Source organism: Corynebacterium afermentans subsp. lipophilum, assembly GCF_030408375.1.
Classification (GTDB): Bacteria; Actinomycetota; Actinomycetes; order Mycobacteriales; family Mycobacteriaceae; genus Corynebacterium; species Corynebacterium lipophilum.
In genome coordinates this window covers 2,222,103-2,243,192 of record NZ_CP046530.1, presented here as the reverse complement: position 1 = coordinate 2,243,192, position 21,090 = coordinate 2,222,103, and the positions used below count along the sequence as shown (strand labels likewise).

Annotated in this window: 24 protein-coding genes and 1 rRNA gene; 18 read left to right on the top strand and 7 right to left on the bottom strand. The window is 63.5% G+C overall.

Annotated elements, in window-relative coordinates:
- The 9 genes from CAFEL_RS10680 (at position 1) to CAFEL_RS10640 (ending at position 5,133) form a co-directional block, all read left to right on the top strand.
- Complete coding sequence (locus tag CAFEL_RS10680) at positions 1-189, top strand: hypothetical protein (RefSeq protein ID WP_194561113.1); 189 nt, start codon at positions 1-3, stop codon at positions 187-189.
- A 438-nt stretch (positions 190-627) separates the two neighbouring features.
- Positions 628-924, top strand: coding sequence for a 30S ribosomal protein S6 (rpsF, locus tag CAFEL_RS10675; RefSeq protein WP_194561114.1), 297 nt, complete (start codon positions 628-630; stop codon positions 922-924).
- Between the two features lie 51 nt (positions 925-975).
- A complete protein-coding gene (locus CAFEL_RS10670) occupies positions 976-1,620 on the top strand; it encodes a single-stranded DNA-binding protein (protein WP_194561115.1) in 645 nt (214 codons plus the stop codon).
- 48 nt (positions 1,621-1,668) lie between these two features.
- Positions 1,669-2,121: a 50S ribosomal protein L9 gene (rplI, locus tag CAFEL_RS10665; RefSeq protein WP_034996538.1), complete on the top strand. Its 453-nt coding sequence runs from the start codon at positions 1,669-1,671 to the stop codon at positions 2,119-2,121.
- A gap of 132 nt (positions 2,122-2,253) precedes the next feature.
- Complete coding sequence (locus tag CAFEL_RS10660; protein ID WP_194561116.1) at positions 2,254-3,015, top strand: chymotrypsin family serine protease; 762 nt, start codon at positions 2,254-2,256, stop codon at positions 3,013-3,015.
- 60 nt (positions 3,016-3,075) lie between these two features.
- Positions 3,076-3,363 (top strand): antitoxin, encoded by a 288-nt coding sequence (locus CAFEL_RS10655; protein WP_194561117.1) that lies wholly within the window; start codon positions 3,076-3,078, stop codon positions 3,361-3,363.
- Positions 3,364-3,371: 8 nt separating this feature from the next.
- Positions 3,372-3,770 carry a type II toxin-antitoxin system VapC family toxin gene (locus tag CAFEL_RS10650; protein ID WP_194561118.1) on the top strand — a complete coding sequence of 133 codons (399 nt, stop codon included), beginning with the start codon at positions 3,372-3,374 and terminating at the stop codon, positions 3,768-3,770.
- Between the two features lie 8 nt (positions 3,771-3,778).
- Positions 3,779-4,459, top strand: coding sequence for an AAA family ATPase (locus CAFEL_RS10645; RefSeq protein WP_353959470.1), 681 nt, complete (start codon positions 3,779-3,781; stop codon positions 4,457-4,459).
- Positions 4,456-5,133 carry an AAA family ATPase gene (locus tag CAFEL_RS10640; RefSeq protein ID WP_194561120.1) on the top strand — a complete coding sequence of 226 codons (678 nt, stop codon included), beginning with the start codon at positions 4,456-4,458 and terminating at the stop codon, positions 5,131-5,133. Before CAFEL_RS10645 ends, CAFEL_RS10640 begins: the two co-directional genes overlap by 4 nt.
- On the opposite strand, the gene CAFEL_RS10635 is transcribed toward CAFEL_RS10640, so the two are convergent.
- On the bottom strand, positions 5,134-5,268 hold the full coding sequence (locus CAFEL_RS10635; protein WP_267238693.1) for a hypothetical protein: 135 nt from the start codon (positions 5,266-5,268) through the stop codon (positions 5,134-5,136).
- A 60-nt stretch (positions 5,269-5,328) separates the two neighbouring features.
- On the opposite strand from CAFEL_RS10635, the gene CAFEL_RS10630 reads away from it, so the two are divergent.
- On the top strand, positions 5,329-7,389 hold the full coding sequence (locus CAFEL_RS10630) for a RecQ family ATP-dependent DNA helicase (RefSeq protein WP_194561121.1): 2,061 nt from the start codon (positions 5,329-5,331) through the stop codon (positions 7,387-7,389).
- Here CAFEL_RS10630 and CAFEL_RS10625 read toward each other — a convergent pair.
- Complete coding sequence (locus CAFEL_RS10625) at positions 7,360-7,782, bottom strand: hypothetical protein (RefSeq protein ID WP_194561122.1); 423 nt, start codon at positions 7,780-7,782, stop codon at positions 7,360-7,362. The genes CAFEL_RS10630 and CAFEL_RS10625 overlap by 30 nt on opposite strands.
- 383 nt (positions 7,783-8,165) lie before the next feature.
- Here CAFEL_RS10625 and dnaB point away from each other — a divergent pair, with 383 nt between their 5' ends.
- Complete coding sequence (dnaB, locus tag CAFEL_RS10620) at positions 8,166-9,683, top strand: replicative DNA helicase (protein ID WP_194561123.1); 1,518 nt, start codon at positions 8,166-8,168, stop codon at positions 9,681-9,683.
- On the opposite strand, the gene CAFEL_RS10615 is transcribed toward dnaB, so the two are convergent.
- Complete coding sequence (locus CAFEL_RS10615; protein ID WP_194561124.1) at positions 9,680-10,285, bottom strand: hypothetical protein; 606 nt, start codon at positions 10,283-10,285, stop codon at positions 9,680-9,682. The two genes, dnaB and CAFEL_RS10615, sit on opposite strands and share 4 nt — an antisense overlap.
- Before the next feature lie 152 nt (positions 10,286-10,437).
- Between CAFEL_RS10615 and CAFEL_RS10610 the strand changes: the two genes are divergently transcribed.
- Positions 10,438-10,626, top strand: a complete 189-nt coding sequence (locus tag CAFEL_RS10610) for a hypothetical protein (protein WP_194561125.1) — start codon at positions 10,438-10,440, stop codon at positions 10,624-10,626.
- 15 nt (positions 10,627-10,641) lie between these two features.
- On the opposite strand, the gene CAFEL_RS10605 is transcribed toward CAFEL_RS10610, so the two are convergent.
- The 3 genes from CAFEL_RS10605 to CAFEL_RS10595 are packed head-to-tail and all read right to left on the bottom strand — an operon-like array spanning position 10,642 to position 13,332.
- A complete protein-coding gene (locus CAFEL_RS10605; protein WP_194561126.1) occupies positions 10,642-12,897 on the bottom strand; it encodes a heavy metal translocating P-type ATPase in 2,256 nt (751 codons plus the stop codon).
- A 21-nt stretch (positions 12,898-12,918) separates the two neighbouring features.
- Complete coding sequence (locus tag CAFEL_RS10600; protein WP_194561127.1) at positions 12,919-13,119, bottom strand: heavy-metal-associated domain-containing protein; 201 nt, start codon at positions 13,117-13,119, stop codon at positions 12,919-12,921.
- Positions 13,120-13,131: 12 nt separating this feature from the next.
- A complete protein-coding gene (locus tag CAFEL_RS10595) occupies positions 13,132-13,332 on the bottom strand; it encodes a heavy-metal-associated domain-containing protein (RefSeq protein WP_034996509.1) in 201 nt (66 codons plus the stop codon).
- 121 nt (positions 13,333-13,453) lie between these two features.
- On the opposite strand from CAFEL_RS10595, the gene trxA reads away from it, so the two are divergent.
- Positions 13,454-13,825 (top strand): thioredoxin, encoded by a 372-nt coding sequence (gene trxA, locus CAFEL_RS10590; protein ID WP_194561128.1) that lies wholly within the window; start codon positions 13,454-13,456, stop codon positions 13,823-13,825.
- An 88-nt stretch (positions 13,826-13,913) separates the two neighbouring features.
- Positions 13,914-14,897, top strand: coding sequence for a PspA/IM30 family protein (locus CAFEL_RS10585; protein WP_194561129.1), 984 nt, complete (start codon positions 13,914-13,916; stop codon positions 14,895-14,897).
- A gap of 316 nt (positions 14,898-15,213) precedes the next feature.
- On the opposite strand, the gene CAFEL_RS10580 is transcribed toward CAFEL_RS10585, so the two are convergent.
- Positions 15,214-16,599 (bottom strand): NYN domain-containing protein, encoded by a 1,386-nt coding sequence (locus CAFEL_RS10580; protein WP_194561130.1) that lies wholly within the window; start codon positions 16,597-16,599, stop codon positions 15,214-15,216.
- 184 nt (positions 16,600-16,783) lie between these two features.
- Between CAFEL_RS10580 and CAFEL_RS10575 the strand changes: the two genes are divergently transcribed.
- The 4 genes from CAFEL_RS10575 (at position 16,784) to CAFEL_RS10560 (ending at position 20,998) form a co-directional block, all read left to right on the top strand.
- Positions 16,784-17,158, top strand: coding sequence for a GntR family transcriptional regulator (locus CAFEL_RS10575; protein WP_194561131.1), 375 nt, complete (start codon positions 16,784-16,786; stop codon positions 17,156-17,158).
- Entirely contained in the window at positions 17,155-17,913 is a 759-nt protein-coding gene (locus CAFEL_RS10570) for an ATP-binding cassette domain-containing protein (RefSeq protein WP_194561132.1), read from the top strand. The genes CAFEL_RS10575 and CAFEL_RS10570 overlap by 4 nt, the downstream gene beginning before the upstream one ends.
- Positions 17,913-18,911 carry a hypothetical protein gene (locus tag CAFEL_RS10565; RefSeq protein WP_194561133.1) on the top strand — a complete coding sequence of 333 codons (999 nt, stop codon included), beginning with the start codon at positions 17,913-17,915 and terminating at the stop codon, positions 18,909-18,911. The genes CAFEL_RS10570 and CAFEL_RS10565 overlap by 1 nt, the downstream gene beginning before the upstream one ends.
- A gap of 569 nt (positions 18,912-19,480) precedes the next feature.
- Positions 19,481-20,998: ribosomal RNA gene (locus tag CAFEL_RS10560) — 16S ribosomal RNA — on the top strand.
- Positions 20,999-21,090: the final 92 nt, after the last annotated feature.

The window sequence follows — 21,090 nt, the reverse complement described above, 5'->3', positions numbered from 1 at the left end:
ATGAACGCCACCACAATCCTGGGCATCGCCTCCATCGTGGTGGCGTTTTTCCTGTTCAGTGCCTCGTTCTACTTTGCGGTGATGGGGCGGAAGCGAACGTCGATTAGCTTCGGCTTAGTGGCGTTCCTCTTCATGACCGTCATCCCGGTCTCCCTCGCGCTCTTCTCGGCGGTGCCCAACCCGCACTAGGCGGATTTTGTAGGGATCGGCATTTCCGCCGTTTCCGACGTTGTAAACGCCCCGTTGATTCGTGCACAACGTGGGTGCGCACCAATAGTTGGTGGTGGCGGGATTGTCCGCAATGCGGAGTCCCGGCGGCGCGGATTCGTAAAAGCTGACAATCGGCCAGTTTAGGCGGCGCGTTTCCCCAGGTCGCGAAATCGAGTCGTCAACTTTTGCGAGCAGCCGCCCCGACGCGCCGCGGATTGCTGGGTGCGCACCAATAGTTGGTGGCGGCGGAATTGTCCGCAATGTGGAGTCAGCGGCGCCCGAGCAGCACCCACCAGAAACCCTAGGGTTTTTGAGCTGGTCAAACCGTGGGGTAGTCTGTTCGGGTTGCTTGACGCAACGACCCTCCTGCCATGACCACAAGGGTGATGGCCGAAACAACCAAGACCATAGGAGGTGATGAGGTCCGTGCGTCACTACGAAGTAATGATCATCCTCGATCCGCAGCAGGATGAGCGCACCATTGCCCCGTCCCTGGATAAGTTCCTGGAGACCGTCCGCAAGGACAACGGCAAGGTGGAGAACGTTGATGTGTGGGGCAAGAAGCGTCTTGCTTACCCGATCAACAAGAAGGAAGAGGGCATCTACGCCGTTGTCACCCTCGAGTGCGAGGCTGACACGGTCAAGGAGCTCGACCGCGTGCTGAACCTGAACGACAACGTTGTTCGTACCAAGGTTCTGCGTACCGATAAGTAAGAACCGGTAGGCTCAGAAACCACACGATCAGCAGGTAGGAAGGTTTAGGACATGGCTCAAGGCGATACCCCCATTACCGTTGTCGGCAACTTGGTTGCGGACCCGGAGCTGCGCTTCATCCCGAGCGGCGCCGCAGTTGCGAATTTCCGCATTGCGTCAACGCCCCGCACTTTCAACCGGGAGACGAACCAGTGGGAAGACGGCGAAGCCCTGTTCCTGACCTGCAACTGCTGGCGCCAGATGGCGGAAAACGTTGCGGAGTCCCTGACCAAGGGCATGCGCGTTGTTGTCACCGGCAAGCTGCGTCAGCGCTCCTACCAGACCAAAGAGGGCGAAAACCGCACCGTGTTCGAGATCGAGGTCGACGAGGTCGGCCCGTCCCTGAAGTACGCCAGCGCGTCTGTCACCCGCAATCCGCGTGAGGGCGGTGCGGGCGGTTACGGCGGCGGCAACCAGGGAGGCCAGCGCGGCGGTTTCGGTGGAAACCAGGGCGGTTTCAACCAGGGCGGCCAGGGCCAGAACCAGGGCCAGGGTGGCTACAACCCGGCAAACGGCGGCTTCGGCGGCCAGAACCAGGGCGGCCAGAGCCAGGGCCAGGGCAACCCGAACCAGTCCCAGCCTCAGCATGATCCGTGGGGTTCCGCCCCTGAGGCCGGCGGTTTTTCCGGCGGCGCGGGCGATGAGCCACCGTTCTAAACGACAACCACACATCAAGCATTTTTCACCATAAGGAAGGTTAGGATTATGAAGCTGATCCTCACCGCTGCCGTCGAGAAGCTTGGCGAGCCTGGAGAGGTCGTCGAGGTCAAGGACGGTTACGGACGCAACTTCCTGCTCCCGCGCGGCCTGGCTATCCCGGCTACCCGCGGCGCAGAGAAGCAGATTGAAGACATTAAGCGTGCCCAGGCTGAGCGCGAGGTCCGCGACCTGGACCACGCGAAGGAGCTGCGTGACCAGCTCGACCAGCTCAAGGGCGTCAAGGTTGCTGTGCGCACCGCTAACAACGGCAAGCTGTTCGGCTCTGTGAAGCCGGCTGACATTGCTGAGGCCGTGAAGGCTGCTGGCGGCCCGAACTTGGATAAGCGCCGCATCAACGTGCCGAAGGGCCTTGTTACTAAGACCGGTGGTTACCAGGTCAAGGTCAATCTCCACGATTCCGTGGAGGGCAAGGTGAACTTCGAGGTCGTAAGCGCATAAAGCATTCGCTTATCGACGACTGCTCCGCCTGAGAACGGATAACGCAGTCCAACGACAACAGCATTTGAGGCGCGGGTCCCACTTGTGAGGAGTGGGGCCCGCGCCTTTTTGTGTGCCGATACAATACCGCCCATGACGTTTTCCGTGGCGCGCCGTGCGCGCACTTTGGCTGTGTCCCTCCTGCTCGCGACGGCTACCGCGGTTGGGCTCGCCGCCCCGGCGCAGGCGGTGGCTGTGTTTGCCGGTGACAGCATCCGCGTCGCCTATAGCGACGGTTCCCGCTACGGCTGTTCCCTCAACACGGTGGCGCACCGCGACGGGCGGGCGTATGGCGTGACGGCGGGCCACTGTTTAGCGCCGATCGGTGGTGCGGTGCCGGTGGCGGTGTACGCGGCGGATAACCGCACGAAGATCTCGGGCGACCTGCGCGATTCGGGTTATGAGATGCGCGGCGACAACACGCTGGGAAGCCCGCTTCGCGACGTCGCCTGGTTCCCGCTGGACGGCGGCGTCACCAACGCTGCGGCTGTCCGTGGCGGGGCGGTGGACATCCCAGTCATCGGCGCGGTAAACCCGCTGTCGGACGCAGTCCAGCGGATCAACCCCACCCGCCGCGTGGCGGGCTACCACCCTGTGACTGCGGTGAAGCCGGGCCAGATTGTGTGCAAGGACGGCGCGCGCACCTCGCGCACCTGCGGTCCGGTACTGAAGGTGAACCCGGACACGGGTGAGCTTGCGGTGCTGATCTTGGCGTTGCACGGCGATTCCGGCGCGCCGGTCTATACCGTGAACCCGGATGGCAGCGCGAACATCATCGGCGTGGTCTCCGGCACGGCGTTCGGCGTGCTGCTCGCGGTGGACGGCCTTCTGCCGCTGCCCGCCGGCTTGAGATAGTTGTCGTAGCGCCGGAGCGTGTATATCCTCTGATATACACGTGACCTAGGGGTGATTGCGATGGCCGAACCTATCCGCGAAAGGCCGGTTCGCACGACGGTGTTCATGTCGGGCAACAGCCAGGCCGTCAGGATTCCGGCGGCACTGCGCTTCGACACGGACAGTGTCATGATCGAGCGGCTGCCGGAAGGTTTGCTTCTGCGGCCGGAGGGGGAATCCTTCGGGCATGTCGTCGCAAGGTTGCGCGAGTTCCAACGAGCCAACGGGATTGAACCTGGGTTGGTCGAAGAGGTTGAGGATCTGCCAGAGGATTTTCCTCCGGATCTCGATGGCGGCGCGCAGCGTTAGGAGAATCGGTGCGGTACCTCCTCGACACAAATGTGTGGATCGATATTGAACGCGGCGACCAGCCAACGGTTGTTCGCCGCAGTTGCGCACTATCGGGTTCAGATCTTTGCCTATCGACTGTCGTCTTGGGAGAAATTGAGGTCGGCATTGAGAGGTCGCGCAGGCCGGAGGCCATGCGGCGGGTGTACGACCTCCTATTGCACGGCTGCCCCTTGGTTGAGGTTGATCGAGAGACTGCGGTGATTTACGGCAGGCTCCGCGCTGCCCTAATGAATCGGGGACAGGTCATCGGCTCAAATGACCTCTGGATAGCCTCGCAGGCTATCCGGAATGATCTGGTGCTCGTGACTGCGAACCATCATGAATTTGCGCGGGTGCCCAACTTGAAGCTGGAGAACTGGCGGTAGTTTTGTTTGTGACCAAGGCTCGAATCGACGCGCCGGTGGGCGGTTATGCCCGCGACCTGCCGGTGGTGCGTCGGTTGGCCGATAGGCCGCTCGAACTCGCGCAGACCACGATCTTCACCGGAGACAACGGTTCGGGCAAATCCACGCTTGTAGAGGCCATTGCGGTGGCCGCCGGTGCCAACGCCGCGGGCGGATCGCGCCACGCCCGCTTCGAGGCCGCGGACCACTCCCGGCTCCACGCTTCGCTTACGCTGACGCGCCGCCAGAACCCGAGCGACGTGTACTTCCTGCGCGGCGAAACCTACCTCGACCTCGCCGAATACCACGAGTCCCTCGGCCCAAAGGACCGTTTGAACGACCTCACCCGACGCAGTCACGGACAGGGCATCATGCGCATGGCCCGCGAACGCTTCAGCCCGGGCTCGCTGGTCATCCTGGACGAGCCCGAAGACGGCCTCTCGGTCTTCTCCCAGCTCGAGTTGCTCGGCCTGCTCGCGGCGCTGACCCGCCGGGGCGCGCAGGTGCTCATGGCCACACATTCGCCGGTGCTGCTTGCCGTCCCCGGCGCCCGCATCCTTGCCGTGCCCGCACTGGAGCCTGTGCTTTTCCGCGACTGCGAGCCCGTCACCGCCACCCAGGAGTTCGTCCGCGACCCAGCCGGCACAGCACGGTTTTTGGTGGAGCCATGATGTTCATCGAACACGTCTCGGTCGACCCGGCGGCGGCCCCGGCATGGGCGCTCGACGCGCCGGCAGTAGGTTACGTCGCGGAGTTCGGCCTCCCGTTTACCCGCCGGATCACGCTGCTCACCGGCGGAAATGGGGTGGGAAAGTCCACCCTGCTCGAGGGGATTGCGCGGGCGTGGGGGTTTGCGGTGGAAGGCGGAACGTGGGGCGTCGGTAAGTCTGGCCCCCGCGACCCGATGTTTGGCGCGCTTAAGCTGCGGACCGGGCCGCGCGCGAAGGCCGGGTACTTCTTGCGCGGCGAGACGCACACGCGCGTGACGGAGTTCGGCGGCCGGTCGCACGGGGAGTCCGTGATGGAGCTGACGTCGCGGCTTATCCCGGATGCGCTGTATCTGCTGGACGAGCCCGAATCGGGGCTGTCCCCAGTGGCGCAGATGGCACTGGTGGCGCAGTTGCACGCGCTAGGGGAGGCGGGCGCGCAGGTGATTGTGGTGACGCACTCGCCGATCGTGCTGGGTGTACCGGGCGCGGAGATCGTGGAAGTCGGTGAGCATGGCATGGATCGTGGCCTCGCGGTGGAAGACACCCTCGCGTTTCGGGCGATGCGTGACTTCCTGGCAGATCCGGAGGGCATCGCTGAATATATGGCGGACTGGGCGGAAGACGAGCTGGGTTAGCTAGGACTCTGCGAGTCGTCGCATGAGTTCTTTCCGTTGCGCATAAATCCGGTTAAGTTCCTCTTCTGCGTTGTGGCGCGTGTGCTCGAAGTCCTCGGTCTCCTGCAGTGGTTCTTCGGGTTCTTTGTCGGGCATGTTGCGGACGGTACCATTGTTCGAACACCCGTGTCGGGGTCGTGGTATATGGTGTGCGCCATGACTGCGACACGCGAACAAGCGGACGAACTTCTCAAGGGCATCGCGGGGCCCCAGGCCGCCCTGCGCGACGACCAGTGGACGGCCATCGATTCCCTCGTCAACCAGCGCAAACGCATGCTGGTGGTGCAACGCACGGGCTGGGGTAAATCGGCGGTGTACTTCATCGCCGCGAAGCTTCTGCGTGAGGCGGGAGAGGGCCCGTCCATCATCGTCTCGCCCCTGCTCGCGCTGATGCGCAACCAGGTCGAAGCGGCCGCACGCGCCGGCATCCGGGCGGCCACGATCAACTCCGCAAACATGACGCAGTGGGAGGAGATCCAGGCGGGCGTCGACGACCTGGACCTGCTCCTGATCAGCCCGGAGCGCCTCAACGCGCCGGGTTTCCGCGAGGAGGTGCTGCCGCACCTCGCGCAGTCCGTCGGCATGCTGGTCGTGGACGAGGCCCACTGCATCTCCGACTGGGGGCACGATTTTAGGCCGGATTACCGGCGCATTTCTTTGCTTATCAGCGACCTCCCGGCCAACACCCCCGTCCTGGCCACCACCGCAACGGCGAACGACCGCGTGGTGGCCGACGTTGTCGCCCAGCTGGGCGAAGGCACCGGCGTGCTCCGCGGCGGGCTGGACCGCGAATCCCTGTCACTGAACGTGGTGCGTTTGGGAGACCCCACCCAGCGCGCCGCCTGGATCGCGCAGTACCTGGCGCAGGTGGAAGGCTCCGGCATTATCTACTGCCTCACCGTGGCTGCCGCGCACGACCTGGCGGAGGCGTTGGCGACCGCTGGTTGGAACGTGGCCGCCTACACCGGCCGCACCGAGGCGGAGGAACGCGAGCGCCTCGAACAGGCGCTGATTAACAACGAGCTGAAAGCCCTGGTGGCCACCTCGGCGCTCGGCATGGGCTTTGATAAGCCGGACCTCGGTTTCGTGGTGCACCTGGGCGCGCCGAGCTCGCCGGTGAGCTATTACCAGCAGATCGGCCGCGCGGGGCGCGCCACCGACCACGCCGAGGTGGTGCTGTTGCCCGGCCCGGAAGACCAGCGCGTGTGGGAGTACTTCGTGTCCGTGTCCATGCCGGAGGAGCCGGTGGTTAAACAGCTGCTGGGGGCACTCGGTGACGAGCCGGTGTCCACCCCGAAGCTGGAAAACGCCGTGGATTTGTCGCGCTCGCGCATCGATCAGGCGCTGAAGGTGCTCGACGTCGACGGTGCGGTGCAGCGCGTCAAGGGCGGTTGGGTCGCTACTGGCGCGCCCTGGGCTTACGACCACGAGCGTTACGACGGCCTGGCGGACGCCCGTGGGCGTGAACAGGACCTCATGCTGGCCTACGAGACCACGGACGCCTGCCGCATGGTGTTTTTGCGCAGCGAGCTGGACGATCCGACGATCGGGCAGGGGGAGCGCTGCGGGCGCTGCGACAACTGCACCGGCAACTACCTGCCCACGGATGTGGACCCGGCGCTCGCCGAGCGGATAGACGCCCGCCTGAAAGCCCCCGGTGTGCCGCTCAGCCAGCGCAAGATGTGGCCGACGGGATCCGCTCGACGCGGCAAAATCAAGGGCGTTCAGGCGGGCAAGGCGCTCGGCCGGCTCAACGACGTCGCCCGCGGCCCCGCCCTGGCCCAGCTTCTGCGGGACAACACCTACCGTCCCGCCACGAACTGGCGCGACGACCAGTGGCTCACCCGCTTCGTGGCGGTGCTGGCGGACTGGGACTGGGACATACGCCCTGCGACGGTGGTCGCGCTCGGGTCGGCGGATCCGGCGCGGGCGGAGATGGTCGCCTCCACCGCGGAGGCGCTCGCCCGCGTCGGACAGATGTCCTACGGCGGAGCAGTGCGCGCCGGGGAGACCGAGGTTCAGGCGCGCAACTCTGCCTTCCGCGTCAATGCGCTGGACCGGTACTTCGACTACTCGGGGCTCGACGTGGGCGAGGGCCCGGTGCTGCTGCTTGTCGGCGAGGTGGATTCCGCCTGGTCGGTCACCGTTGCCGCAGCCGATATCGCCGAGCGATTCGGTGTGGAGGTGCTACCGTTGGCGTTCGCTTCGCGCGCGTGACGTCCGCGCTGCAGCTGTCTGCGCAACGGCCGAGCCGAGCAGGATGAGTAGGCCGAGGGGGATGAGGTACAGAAACAGGTTGATGATCGGCAGCGACATTCCCGCCTGGTACTCCTCCCAATAGACGAGGCCGGTGGAGCCCAGGCCCACAAGTAGGCAGGCAGTGGCGATCCAGACGGCCACGGTGGTACCGCGCTGCGCGCGGGTTGCGCGGGTGTATGCGGCCGCCCAGCCGACAGAGCCCACGCTTGTCAGAACGACAACGCCGATCCCGATGAGACATGTTGTGGCGTGGGTGAGCCTGTCACCGGCGAGTCCGATCCCCGCGACAAACGCGCCCGGCACGGCTACCACGGAAGCGAGATACGCCCAGAGCATGCTTCGAGGAGACATGGTGAAGAGCGTAGCGAAGTGCTCTGGAGGCGTGCTGACGGAAGGCGTAAAGCAATGTGGATAAGTGTCGCGGTATACACCCTGCTTATGCCGGAAATTGTCCACTCGAGTGGACATTTCGTGGTTGTCAAACGCCGTGGTCAATGGAGTTATCCACCTATATCGTCACTATCTAATGGTGTGAAAATATACATGTCTACCTGGTCAAATGTGCTCTTTACCAGGGGTTCAAGAACGTGAATCCACACAAATTCCACACCGCAAACCTCATCCCTGTGGAAAACTCACCCGCACATTTCCTAATTGTTCACAGCCCCTGTGGATAACTCGGTTCGTGGTTTGCGTTACGGGGTAATCTCATACACACAGCGAAAGGGGAGACCATGGGTGCAGACGACAGCTTCGACGACTACGTGCCGCCGCCAGAGCCAGCCACGGATTTCGGGGACTTCAGCGACTCCGACTTTGAGGCGTTCCAAGGCAACAATGGCAGCTCGAGGGGGCGTGGCGGGCGGGGCGGCAGCTCGTCGAGAAGCAACCGCTACTCCAACTTCAACCGTGGCAACAACGAGCTGCAGGAGTACCGCACCCCGCCGCACGACGAGCTGGCGGAGCGTTCCGTCATCGGTGCGATGCTGCTCAACCCGGACGTCATCTTGGATGTGGCGGAGAGCCTGCGCCCGGACGACTTCTATTTCCCGGCGCACCAGCTGACCTACCAGGCCATCCTGGACCTGTTCGCGCAGGGCAGCAATATCGACGTGCTCATCGTTGCCGGCCGGCTGGACCGCATCAACGAGCTCGAGCGCGTCGGCGGCGCGCCGTACCTGCACACGCTCATCTCTGAGGTGCCCACGGCGGCGAACGCGCGCTACTACGCGGAGATCGTGGAGGAGAAGTCGATCCTGCGGCAGCTGGTCAACGCCGGCACCCAGGTGGTGCAGCTCGGCTACGAGGGCGAAGAGGGCATGGAGGTCGACGCCATCGTCGACCACGCCCAGCAGAAGGTCTTCAACATCACTCGCAACCAGTCGGGCGAGGATTACCGCCCGCTGTCGGACCTGCTCAAGCCGACAATTGACGAGCTGACCATGATCGCCTCGGGCGGCGCGCTCGAAGCGGGTGTGCCCACCGGGTTCATCGACCTGGACAAGCTCACCAACGGCCTGCACGCCGGCCAGATGATCATCATCGCGGCGCGACCGGGTGTGGGTAAGTCCACGCTCGCGCTTGACTTCATGCGCTCCTGCTCGATCCACCAGAACAAGACGTCCGTGATCTTCTCGCTGGAGATGAGTGCCTCCGAGATCATCATGCGCATGCTGTCCGCGGAGACGGAGATCAAGCTCTCCGCGATGCGCTCGGGCCAGATGGAGGAGCGCGACTGGGAGAAGCTCACCCACCGCCTCACCGAGATCCAGGACGCGCCGCTGTTCATCGACGACTCGCCGAACCTCACCATGATGGAGATCCGCTCCAAGGCGCGCCGCCTGAAGCAGCAGCACGGCTTGGATCTGGTGGTGGTGGACTACCTGCAGCTGATGAGCTCCGGCAAGAAGGTCGAGTCACGCCAGCAGGAGGTCTCGGAGTTCTCCCGCCACCTCAAGCTCCTGGCCAAGGAGCTCGAGGTGCCCGTGATCGCCATCTCCCAGCTCAACCGTGGCCCGGAGGCGCGCACCGACAAGCGCCCGCAGCTGGCTGACCTGCGTGAGTCCGGCTCGCTGGAGCAGGACGCCGACATGGTGTTCCTCCTCTACCGCCCGGACTCACAGGACCGCGACGACGAGCGCGCGGGCGAGGCGGACATCATCGTGGCGAAGCACCGCGGCGGCCCGATCGACACCATTCCGGTGGCGCACCAGCTGCACTACTCGCGCTTCGTCAACATGGCCCACGGCTAGCTCGGATAGTCCCCGACGATGTTGACCAGCGGGTGCCACGTGCGGCCGGGATCGAAGCCGTAGCTCATACGCGGGTCGTTGTTCGGCCCGGAGCAGCTCAGGGTATCGCCGGAAGAGCCGATGTTGCACCGCAGGTCGTAGGCCTCGCCGGTCATGGGGCTCACCACGCCGGAAAGATTCGTGTACGGCACCGACGTAAAGCCCGGCTTGTTGCTCCAGGCGTACTCCGCGCTGACGGCATGCGGGTACACGGCTGCGGCGAAGTCGCACGAGGTGGTGTCGCTGACCGTGATCTTCGCGCCCTCGGGCGTGGTGCCGCACTTTCCGCCGACTTGGCCCTGGTGCGCGGGGTCGAGCGGGAGCGCGCCGGCAGCTGGCTCGGCTGCCGGTGCTTCGGCGGCCTCTTCGGCAGCGTCTTCGGCTGGAGCCTCCGCTGTGTCCTCGGCGGGTGCGGGGGCGGCCGAAGGCACGTCGTCACGCGGCTGCTCCGAAGCCTCCACCCACGACGTCTCGGTCACGTACACCACCTCCCCCTCGGAAGCCGAACAACCTGCAAGAACGAGCGGGGAAATGAGAGCAACAACGGCGGCGGCACGGCGCATGGGAACGTCCTTCGTCGGGGATCTGACATAGTGATCCTATCGCGAGTAAACCTGCCCTATGAACAGTTAGGCATGGCTTTCCAACGGTGACACGCTGCGAAAACGCGTTTATGATTCAACAGCACAACGCAGAAGCAGTAAAGGAGAAAGCCATGACCGTGCGTTCCATCAACGGCCCCGCCGCCTGCGCGAGCACGGTGGCCAAGCTCGACCCCAGCATTACCGTTGCCAGGACGGGGGAGAACACCCTCCTGCTCAACCTGCCGCGCAACATCGAGGACATCGACAAGGCGACCGCGGATACGTCGCTGATGTCGCGTATCACGCGCTTTTTTGCTTAGCGACGGGCTCCGTGCCTATCCCGCTACCGAGTTAAACGCCCGCAGCCGCAGCGAGTTCGACACCACGAACACGGAGCTGAACGCCATCGCGATGCCGGCGAGCATCGGGTTGAGATAACCCAGCGCCGCCACCGGGATGAGGATGACGTTGTAGGCGAACGCCCAAAACAGGTTGCCCTTGATCGTCTTCAGGGTCTTTCGCGACAACCTGATCGCGTCCGCCGCGGAGGTCAGCGAGTTGCGCATCAGTGCGATGTCCGCGGCCTCGATGGCCACGTCCGTGCCCGCGCCCATAGCCAAGCCCAGGTCCGCCTGAGCCAGCGCGGCGGCATCGTTGACGCCGTCGCCGACCATGGCCACGTGCTTGCCTTCGGCCTGCAGGCGCTTGACTACCTCCACCTTGTCCTCCGGCAGGACACCGGCGGTGACGTTCGCCCGGTCGATGCCAACCTCCGCCGCGACCGCCTGGGCCGCGCCGGCGTTGTCGCCGGTGAGCAAGTGAGGCGTCAGCCCCAGGTCGCGCAGCTGCGCCACAGCGTCCGCGGAATCCTCCTTCACGGTGTCGCGCACCGCAACAAGTCCTGCCAGGGCCCCGTCCACCTCAACGGCCACCGGGGTCGCTCCGGCACGCTCGGCTTCCTCGAAGGCGCTGGCCAGCCCGCCGAGCGGAACGGAGGGGCGGCCGACGCGGACCGGGCGACCGTCGATACGCGCGGACGCTCCCTTGCCCACCTCATTCTGGAAGTTCTCCGACGCCGGCACGTCGCTGGCAGCCTCCACGATCGCGCGGGCGATCGGGTGCTCGGAGCCAGCCTCCACGCCGGCGGCAAGGCGCAAGACCTCGCCCTCCTCAAAGCCATCAGCTGCGACGACGTCTGCAACTCCCATTTCGCCCGAGGTGATCGTGCCGGTCTTATCCATGACCACCGTGTCCACCTGGCGGGTGGATTCGAGTACCTCAGGGCCCTTGATCAGCAGCCCCAGCTGGGCGCCGCGGCCGGTGCCCACCAGAATCGCGGTCGGGGTGGCAAGGCCGAGCGCGCACGGGCAGGCGATGATCAACACCGCCACCGCAGCCGTGAACGCGTGGGCAACACTGTGGCCCACCAGCAGGTGCCCGGCCAGCGTCACCACCGCAACCAACACCACCGCCGGGACGAAGACCTGCGAGATCTTGTCCACTAGCCGTTCCACCGGCGCCTTGCCGGCCTGCGCGTCGCGCACGAGTTTGCCCATCTGCGCGAGCGTGGTCTCGGCGCCGACGCGGGTGGCCTCAACCACCAGCCGGCCTGAGGTGTTCAGCGTCGCGCCGGTGACCGGGGAGCCCTCGGAGACCTCCACTGGCACGGATTCGCCGGTGAGCATGGACTCGTCCACCGCCGAGTGCCCGGACACCACGCGCCCGTCCGTGGCGACCTTCTCGCCCGGTCGCACGATGAACCTGTCGCCCACCGCCACCTGGGCAATCGGCACGCGAACTTCCTTGCCGTCCCGGATCACTGCGGCGTCTTTGGCACCCATGTCCAACAGCTCGCGCAGTGCCTCGGAGGACTGCCCCTTCGCCCGCGTTTCAAACCACCTGCCCAGCAGCAGGAACGTGATCACCACACACACGGACTCGAGGTAAATCTCGTCCATACCCGCGTGCGAGGGGAAGATGGACATCTCCATGACCATCCCCGGCTCGCCGGCGTCGCCGAAAAACAGGGCCCACACGGACCACAGGTACGCTGCGGAGGTGCCCAGCGTGATCAGCGTGTCCATCGTCGCCGCGCCGTGCTTCAGGTTCACCCAGGTCGCGCGGTGAAATACGCTGCCCGCGGCGAAAAACACCAGCGTCGCCGCCGCGAACGCCGCCCACTGCCAGTTGGTGAACTGCAGCGACGGCACCATGCTCACCAACATCACCGGCAGCGACACCAGCGCCGACCAAATGGTGGTGCGCTTCAGGTTCTCGGCTTCGGCCAGGCGCGCGTCTTCGAGCTTCTCGCTTGCCGACGCCCCTTCGGCCCCCGCCGCCTCACCCCCCACCGCGCTATCAGTCATTTCAAACGCGTCGTACCCGGCGGAGCGCACCTCGTCGATAAGCAACTGCGACGACGCCTTCGCCGGATCGAAATCGACCGTGGCGGTCTCGGTGGAGTAGTTCACCAAGGCGTCCACACCATCGAGCTTGTTCAGTTTGCGCTGCACGCGCGAAGAGCACGACGAGCAGGTCATCCCCGTAACGCCCAGCTCGACGTGCTGCAATGCTGTGGGGGTTTCAGTCATAACCCCCACCCTAGGCCCGAGTTAGGCCAGTGTGTAACCGGCCTCTTTCACCGCGGCCGCGATGTCATCGGTGGAGTAGCCGTCGCCCTCGACCGTGACCTTTCCGGTGGTGTGGTCCGCCTTCACTGCGGTGACACCTGCGACCTCGGAGATCTCCTCCTGCACGCTCATTTCGCAGTGCCCGCAGGTCATGCCTTCAACGTTGAACTCGCGTCCGGCCATGGTATGTCCTCCTTATATCTCGATTACGTAGCCGGCGTTTTTCGCCGCCTGAACAATATCTTCGTCGGCGAAGGTAAAGCCGACAACGGTCAGGTGCCCGGCCTCGAGGTCCACATCCACCTCATGGGTGCCGTCCACCAGCGACAGTTCATCTTTGAGCGAATCGACCGCGACGTCGTCCTTCGGACCCGAGATCCGGTACGTCTTCGTCATGGCTGCTGCTCGCCTCCTGGTTTCCACTCGTTCCAGCCCGGCTTGGAATAGCTCGGACATTGTTAGGGTTGTACCCGTTGCAGTCTCTACAACAATAACCAAAAGCTTTAAGGAGTGTACTTTGAGCACGATCGATGTAACCGAGGACACTTTCCAGGAAACCGTTACCCAGGACGGAATCGTGTTTGTCGACGCATGGGCGGACTGGTGCGGCCCGTGCAAGCAATTCGCGCCGACGTATGAGAAGGCCTCTGAGAAGCACACCGACGTCACTTTCGCCAAGCTCGACACTGAGGCCAACCAGCAGCTCGCCTCCGCCCTGGAAATCCAGGCGATCCCGACGTTGATGGCGTTCCGCGACGGCATCCTGATCTTCCAGAACGCAGGGGCCTTGCCGCCGGCCGCGTTCGACGACCTTGTCCAGCAGGTCAAGGACCTCGACATGGACGATGTCCGCCGACAGATCGCCGAGCAGAACGCCAGCGAGCAGTAAGCTTTTTTATTCAGCGCCCGCAAGACGGGCGCTTTTTTCATGCGTACACTTGCTTAACGACGAATCCCACCACCGGAAGGACATTCCAATGGCGAACCCGTTTAGCAAGGGCTGGAAGTACCTCATGCAGTCGTTCGACACCAAGATCGACCAGAACGCAGACCCGAAGGTGCAGATCCAGCAGGCCGTCGCAGCCGCAAAAGAGCAGCACAAGGCAATCTCCGAGCACGCAGCCAACATCATCGGCAACCGCAACCAGCTGCAGATGAAGATGGAGCGCCTGATTAAGTCCCAGGAGGACCTGCAGAATAAGGCGCGAACCGCTCTGCAGGCCGCCCAGAAAGCGGAGGCAGCCGGCGACGCTGAGAAGTCCCAGCAGTTCAACAACGCCGCCGAGGTTATCGCCACCCAGCTGGTGTCCGTGGAGCAGGAGCTCGAGCAGACCAAGCAGGCCTACGCTTCTGCCGACCACGCCGCAAAGGAAGCTCAGCAGAAACAGCAGCAGTCCGAGGCGAACCTGAAGGAGCAGCTCTCCCAGGTCTCCCAGCTCGAGTCTCAGCTCAACCAGGCCCGCATGCAGGAGCAGACGGCCAAGACCATGGACTCGATGAACCAGTTCAACGACGATAACGTGCCCACCCTCGACGGCGTGCGCGACAAGATCGAGCGCCGCTACGCCAACGCGCTGGGCCAGCAGGAGCTGATGAAGGACTCCATGACCGACCGCATGGCCGAGATCGAGTCCGGCTCCACCGACGCCGCGGCCACCAGCCGCCTGGACCAGATCCGCGCGTCCATGTCCGGCGAGCTTGAGGCCGGCTCCGGCGCCGATGCCGGTGCTGGTGACGCCGACCGCCAGCTCGAGGCGGGCTCGGGTGAGGGCGAGGGCTCGCAGGGCGAAGCGGCGCAGGCGGAGGCCGCCGACTCGGCCGCCGAGCAGAAGCCGTCCGGCAGCTCCCGCCGCGTCGCCGCCGACGCCCCGAAGGCCGCCGACGCCCCGAAGGCTGAGGATGCCGCCAACACCGACGACATCCTCGCCGATGCCGAGAAGTACATGCGCGACGCGGACTAACCGCCTCCAACTAGCAGATCACAAACGGCCGCCTGACAGATTACGGCGGCCGTTTGTGCTGACCTGGGGGTTTAGGTGCCACCTGACAGATTCCGCCGCGAAGTGTCGGGCCGCGTTGGCCGGGGCAGAATAGTTCACTCGCCGAGACCTGATCAGTGAATTAGTTCCCACTTGGACGGTTGAATAATTCACTATCCCCAGGTCGCCAAAAACTCACGGCGGGATAGTTCACAAGCGAGTGAACTATCTCCCAACCGGAGCGGAAAGGCGCCCCGGAGGCCTCAACCCCCGGGGCGCCGAGCCGCGCAGAGACGCGTTAGCTCTCCCGGCGGATGTTGATGAGCACACCGCGGATGCCGGAGTGGAACCCGTCGCGAAGGTTGACGCGCTGGGTCTCGGACAGCGTGTACTCGTGCAGGGTCTCGCAGGCGAACTGCAGCAGCGGCCTGTCGATCTCCGGGGGAAGCCCGCCGCCGGAGAGGAGGTGGGCGTTGTCCCGCTGTTCGCTGGAAGCGGCGTTTTCAAACCACCAGTTAGCGTACTGCTGGCCGACGTCGTAAGGGGTCTGGAAGCCGGCGGAGGTCCACACTTCCTCGGGCAGCGGCACGTAGCGGGAGCGCAGCTTGCGTCGCGGAGCCATCATCGACGGCTTCGGCGCGGGCTTGGGGCCCGGCTTCGGCGCGCTCCCTGGCTTGTCCGAGTTGGTGCCGGCGAGCGACGCAGGCGACGGCTTCGCGCCGCTGGCGCCGTCCGAGGGCGACGGGGCCGACGGAGCCGACGGCGCCGATGGGGCCGACTCGCTGGAGACATTGTGGTTGCCGGGTTTGTTCGACTCGTTGTTGGCCTCCACCTGCGCCTCGGACGGCTCATCCATTTCGGGCTCGTCCGGGCGGTGGGTGCGTTGCTGCGAGGTTGGGGTGCCCACGATGTCGGACGGCTTCGGCGCGGCCGGCGCAGCAGGCTTGGTCTGCTCCGCCTGCTCGGCCTGCTTGCCTTGGTTGTCGCCGTCGGCCGGCTCGGCGCCGGTTTCTGCTGCCGCAGCGTCCGGACCGAGCGGATCTGGGCCCAGCCCGGGAACCGCGGTGGGGCCGACCGCTTCTTCAAGCGGAGCAGCGTCGTTAAGCGGGCGCTCCCTGATGCTCGGCGGAAGCGGGCCTTCGAGCACCTGGAGGCGCATGGCCTCGGCGAAGTCTTCGCGCGGGTCCAGGATGGTGGTGCTGTCGCAGGCGTGGCGCAGGGCGGAAGACATGGAATCCCAGCCGAAGCCGTAGAGGTGCATGCGCGCGCCGCGGCTGGTCACTTCCTCGACGCCGGGGATCATGTCCGCGTCGCCGGAGACCAGCACGAAGTCGGTGAAGTTCTCGCTCATGCCGTTGACAACAAGGTCCGCGACAAGGCGGGTGTCCACGCCTTTTTGGGTGCGGCGTTCGCCCCACTCGATCAGCTGACCGGTGCGCAGTTGCACGCCGTCGCAGGTGCGAAGCGCCCGCTGGTAGCGGTGCGGGCCGGAGTCGGGGATGCCGTCGTACCAGAACTGGCGGTGGATAGGTTGGTTGAGTTGATTAGTGATCATTTTGCCGAGGGTTGCCACAACCTCCGGCAGGTCAATTTCTAACTGTGCGCGGGCGCCGATTTCCCACGAGTTGTAAAAGCTCGCGAGCAGGTATGACGTGTCGACGAACACAAGTGTGCGTTCAAGCATGGCTCCTAAATTCCGATTCTTTTTCGTTACTAAGTTGAGTTACACGCACCATCTTGCCTGAAAAGCCTCAGTCATTCCACGTCGTACATGTCACGGTTTCCTGCGAAGCTGTTGCGCTCGACGTATCGCGGTGATAGTTAGTTAGTTACTCGAGTAACTAACCAATCAACTGGAGGGGTAGGGCATGGCCACTGATGCAGAGCCGCTCTTCGTGCAGATCGCCAGTTTCGTCGCCGACCTCATCGTCGACGGCACCCTGAAACCCGGCGACCAGGCACCGTCGACGAATCAGCTCGCCCAATTCCACGAAATCAATCCCGCGACGGCGCGCAAGGGGCTCGCATTGCTTGTCGACGATCACGTGCTGGAGAAGCACCGCGGCCTCGGCATGTTCGTCACCGACGGGGCCCGCGACCGAATCCTGGCGAAGCGTCGCGAGGATTTCGCCGGCGACTACATCGCCCCGCTCATCGACGAAGCCCTGCACCTGGGCTACACCCGCTCCGACCTCCACGACCTAATCGACCGCGTCGCAGAAAGCAGAGGCATGTACCAATGACAATCCACACCCGCGACCTCACCCGCAGCTTCGGCTCCAAGGACGTGCTCACCGGCGTCGACTTGGATCTCGGCCCCGGCATCCACGGCCTGCTCGGCCGCAACGGCGTGGGGAAATCCACGCTGCTGCGCATCCTGTCCGGACAGCTCAAATCCACCTCCGGCACCGTCGAGGTGTTCGGCGTGCGCCCCTTCGACAACGCCTTTGTCATGGACAACACCTGCCTGACCGGCGTTGATACCGCCTACCCGGGCACGTGGTCCGGCGCGGACGTGATCAAGGGTGCGCGGTTGCGCTACCGCACCTGGAACCAGCAGCTTGCCGACGCGCTGACCGCCGACTTCGCCATGGATCAGGCATTGGAAACCCGCTACGGGAAGCTTTCCCGTGGCCAGCGCGCGATGATCGCCATCGTTATCGGGCTCGCTTCCGGCACCGATCTTCTGCTCCTGGACGAGCCCTACGTCGGCCTGGACACCCACAACACCGAGGTGTTCTACCGTCACCTGCTGGACCAGGCGGACACCGGCCGCACAATCATCATGGCCACCCACCACATCGAAGACGCGGCGAAGGTGCTGGATACGGCGGTGATTCTGGGGCGTGAGGGGGCCGTCGTCAAGCAATGTGCTCCCGAAGTCGCCGACGACTTCGCGGTTGTGGGAGGGGAGCTTTTGCCTATCGACGACGCTCCGCGTCACGCCCGCCCCGCCCGCTTCGACGACCTCATCGAGCACTACCTGGAGGTGTACTGATGAACACGACTTTGCCCGGATTCTTTCGCCACCAGTTCGTCGCGTCCTCGCTGTACAGGCTGCTGTGGATGGTGCCGCTGGCCGTGATGTTCGGCCTCGGTGCAACGATCACGGACCACCCGCTTACTGCGGTGATGACGCCTGCATTTGTGACCCTCTTCGTGATCGGCGCGCTCTCGATGGAAGAGACGGCCTACGCGGCCTACGGCATGCCGCGAGATCGGCGGCTACGACTGGCTGCGATGGCGGTGGTGCCCGCGGTGGTGATCGGCGCGGCCGTCGCGTTGCTGCAGCGGCCCGACTGGCTTGGAGTTGTGGGCGCCTTGGGGGCGCTCGCGATGGGCCTGCTCATGGGGCAGCGCTACGTCACCGGCGAGGTGCCCGAGGCGAGTGAGCGTGTTCGGTCGCGCTTAGGGTCGCGCGGCTTCCTTGTGGAGCTGGTGTGGAAACCGCAGCTGCTCTGGGCTTTAGGTATCGCAGCGGCGCATTGCGTGACGCTGTACCTGGCGAGCTTCATCGGTTCCGAGCCGCTCAGAGTGTGGATTGGGGCTTTGCCGCTGCTGGTTTGGTACGGCATGTATTGCATGTATGGCTCGGGAATCGCCGGCCCGGACGTGGGCGCGAGCTACGGGGTGCCGCGTCGGCGCTGGCTTGGAGTAACGCTCGCGGCATCAGTTGTTTCGGTGCTGCTCTATACGGTCGTTGTTGGTGTTGTCTCGAGTTTGAGCTGGGCCGCGGTGGTGGTCGGCTCGGCGGGTGCCTTTGCCTGCGCCGTGCTGGGATCGGCCATAAAAACCCGGCGCAGCGAAATGGGGCTGTTTCCGGCGATGTTCTTGGCCATCCCTATCTCGCGAGCGATCGAAGTGGAAAGTTTCACGGATGGTGAAACCGTTTACCCCCTTGTCGTCGCGGGAGTGCTGTTGCTGGTCGGCGTAGTGATGCAGGCGGCGTATTTGGGTGGCTATATGAACCCCAAACAGGCTCTTAAGAAGACGTAAGAAACCGCCTGTGCGCTGCGGGTTTGTGTTGTGTGTGGGGTGTGTGTAACTTATATCGAGTCAGCGAGACCGACAACGCCCCGCTGGAGAGCGGATTGAGGTTCTCTGGTTTGTGTGGCGGGCAGGAAAACAATCGTTGGCGGATTCCAAAGTCGCTTTGATGCTGGCTCACTGTGTGTGGGTTGGTGTTGGGTGTGCTGGTGTTGTTTGAGAACTCGATAGTGTGCCAATGTACTTTTGTTGCGTGGGTGTGTTTGCCTGCCCTTGTTTTGTGCACTGTGTGGTGGACGCTCTTTTTGGGTGTGTGCCGGTGGTGGCGTGGTTGAATTCCAATGATGGATTGCGTCATCGTTTGGTTCATGGTGTGCGTGGGGTGTGGTTGAACATGTTTCACGTATGTTTTTGGCTGACCCCTGTTTATGACCCCGTCGGGTTGGGGGTTGGTTGTTGAACCTTTGTAATTTTTGGATTTTTGCCAGTCACTGATGCTCATGTTTGTGGGTGTTGGTGGTTGGTTTGTTTTTGGTTGGGTATTGGGCTTTTCACGGCCTGTTTCTGCTGAAACGTTTTTTGTGGAGAGTTTGATCCTGGCTCAGGATGAACGCTGGCGGCGTGCTTAACACATGCAAGTCGAACGGAAAGGCCCAAGCTTGCTTGGGTACTCGAGTGGCGAACGGGTGAGTAACACGTGGGTGATCTGCCCTGCACTTCGGGATAAGCCTGGGAAACTGGGTCTAATACCGGATAGGACCACATTTTGGATGGTGTGGTGGAAAGTTTTTCGGTGTGGGATGAGCTCGCGGCCTATCAGCTTGTTGGTGGGGTAATGGCCTACCAAGGCGTCGACGGGTAGCCGGCCTGAGAGGGTGTACGGCCACATTGGGACTGAGATACGGCCCAGACTCCTACGGGAGGCAGCAGTGGGGAATATTGCACAATGGGCGCAAGCCTGATGCAGCGACGCCGCGTGGGGGATGACGGCCTTCGGGTTGTAAACTCCTTTCGCTAGGGACGAAGCGTTTTTGTGACGGTACCTGGAGAAGAAGCACCGGCTAACTACGTGCCAGCAGCCGCGGTAATACGTAGGGTGCGAGCGTTGTCCGGAATTACTGGGCGTAAAGAGCTCGTAGGTGGTTTGTCGCGTCGTTTGTGTAAGCCCGCAGCTTAACTGCGGGACTGCAGGCGATACGGGCATAACTTGAGTGCTGTAGGGGAGACTGGAATTCCTGGTGTAGCGGTGGAATGCGCAGATATCAGGAGGAACACCGATGGCGAAGGCAGGTCTCTGGGCAGTAACTGACGCTGAGGAGCGAAAGCATGGGTAGCGAACAGGATTAGATACCCTGGTAGTCCATGCCGTAAACGGTGGGCGCTAGGTGTGAGTCCCTTCCACGGGGTTCGTGCCGTAGCTAACGCATTAAGCGCCCCGCCTGGGGAGTACGGCCGCAAGGCTAAAACTCAAAGGAATTGACGGGGGCCCGCACAAGCGGCGGAGCATGTGGATTAATTCGATGCAACGCGAAGAACCTTACCTGGGCTTGACATACACCAGATCGCCGTAGAGATACGGTTTCCCTTTGTGGTTGGTGTACAGGTGGTGCATGGTTGTCGTCAGCTCGTGTCGTGAGATGTTGGGTTAAGTCCCGCAACGAGCGCAACCCTTGTCTTATGTTGCCAGCAATTCGGTTGGGGACTCGTGAGAGACTGCCGGGGTTAACTCGGAGGAAGGTGGGGATGACGTCAAATCATCATGCCCCTTATGTCCAGGGCTTCACACATGCTACAATGGTCGGTACAACGCGTCTGCGAGCCTGTGAGGGTGAGCTAATCGCTGTAAAGCCGGTCGTAGTTCGGATTGGGGTCTGCAACTCGACCCCATGAAGTCGGAGTCGCTAGTAATCGCAGATCAGCAACGCTGCGGTGAATACGTTCCCGGGCCTTGTACACACCGCCCGTCACGTCATGAAAGTTGGTAACACCCGAAGCCAGTGGCCTGTCAAAAGGAGCTGTCGAAGGTGGGATCGGCGATTGGGACGAAGTCGTAACAAGGTAGCCGTACCGGAAGGTGCGGCTGGATCACCTCCTTTCTAAGGAGCTTGTATTGTTGGCCCACAGTTGTGGGTGTTGTGTGGTTGAGTCGCCGAGTGTGTGACTGCCACTATTTTGTTTGCCGGGTGGA

What these genes read in the sequence shown, in the direction of transcription:
- CAFEL_RS10680 (WP_194561113.1), top strand. Translation starts at nt 1, where the DNA reads ATGAACGCCACCACAATCCTGGGCATCGCCTCCATCGTGGTGGCGTTT.
- rpsF (WP_194561114.1), top strand. Translation starts at nt 628, where the DNA reads ATGAGGTCCGTGCGTCACTACGAAGTAATGATCATCCTCGATCCGCAG.
- CAFEL_RS10670 (WP_194561115.1), top strand. Translation starts at nt 976, where the DNA reads ATGGCTCAAGGCGATACCCCCATTACCGTTGTCGGCAACTTGGTTGCG.
- rplI (WP_034996538.1), top strand. Translation starts at nt 1,669, where the DNA reads ATGAAGCTGATCCTCACCGCTGCCGTCGAGAAGCTTGGCGAGCCTGGA.
- CAFEL_RS10660 (WP_194561116.1), top strand. Translation starts at nt 2,254, where the DNA reads ATGACGTTTTCCGTGGCGCGCCGTGCGCGCACTTTGGCTGTGTCCCTC.
- CAFEL_RS10655 (WP_194561117.1), top strand. Translation starts at nt 3,076, where the DNA reads ATGGCCGAACCTATCCGCGAAAGGCCGGTTCGCACGACGGTGTTCATG.
- CAFEL_RS10640 (WP_194561120.1), top strand. Translation starts at nt 4,456, where the DNA reads ATGATGTTCATCGAACACGTCTCGGTCGACCCGGCGGCGGCCCCGGCA.
- CAFEL_RS10635 (WP_267238693.1), bottom strand. Translation starts at nt 5,268, where the DNA reads ATGCCCGACAAAGAACCCGAAGAACCACTGCAGGAGACCGAGGACTTC.
- CAFEL_RS10630 (WP_194561121.1), top strand. Translation starts at nt 5,329, where the DNA reads ATGACTGCGACACGCGAACAAGCGGACGAACTTCTCAAGGGCATCGCG.
- CAFEL_RS10625 (WP_194561122.1), bottom strand. Translation starts at nt 7,782, where the DNA reads ATGTCTCCTCGAAGCATGCTCTGGGCGTATCTCGCTTCCGTGGTAGCC.
- dnaB (WP_194561123.1), top strand. Translation starts at nt 8,166, where the DNA reads ATGGGTGCAGACGACAGCTTCGACGACTACGTGCCGCCGCCAGAGCCA.
- CAFEL_RS10615 (WP_194561124.1), bottom strand. Translation starts at nt 10,285, where the DNA reads ATGCGCCGTGCCGCCGCCGTTGTTGCTCTCATTTCCCCGCTCGTTCTT.
- CAFEL_RS10610 (WP_194561125.1), top strand. Translation starts at nt 10,438, where the DNA reads ATGACCGTGCGTTCCATCAACGGCCCCGCCGCCTGCGCGAGCACGGTG.
- CAFEL_RS10605 (WP_194561126.1), bottom strand. Translation starts at nt 12,897, where the DNA reads ATGACTGAAACCCCCACAGCATTGCAGCACGTCGAGCTGGGCGTTACG.
- CAFEL_RS10600 (WP_194561127.1), bottom strand. Translation starts at nt 13,119, where the DNA reads ATGGCCGGACGCGAGTTCAACGTTGAAGGCATGACCTGCGGGCACTGC.
- CAFEL_RS10595 (WP_034996509.1), bottom strand. Translation starts at nt 13,332, where the DNA reads ATGACGAAGACGTACCGGATCTCGGGTCCGAAGGACGACGTCGCGGTC.
- CAFEL_RS10585 (WP_194561129.1), top strand. Translation starts at nt 13,914, where the DNA reads ATGGCGAACCCGTTTAGCAAGGGCTGGAAGTACCTCATGCAGTCGTTC.
- CAFEL_RS10580 (WP_194561130.1), bottom strand. Translation starts at nt 16,599, where the DNA reads ATGCTTGAACGCACACTTGTGTTCGTCGACACGTCATACCTGCTCGCG.
- CAFEL_RS10575 (WP_194561131.1), top strand. Translation starts at nt 16,784, where the DNA reads ATGGCCACTGATGCAGAGCCGCTCTTCGTGCAGATCGCCAGTTTCGTC.
- CAFEL_RS10570 (WP_194561132.1), top strand. Translation starts at nt 17,155, where the DNA reads ATGACAATCCACACCCGCGACCTCACCCGCAGCTTCGGCTCCAAGGAC.
- CAFEL_RS10565 (WP_194561133.1), top strand. Translation starts at nt 17,913, where the DNA reads ATGAACACGACTTTGCCCGGATTCTTTCGCCACCAGTTCGTCGCGTCC.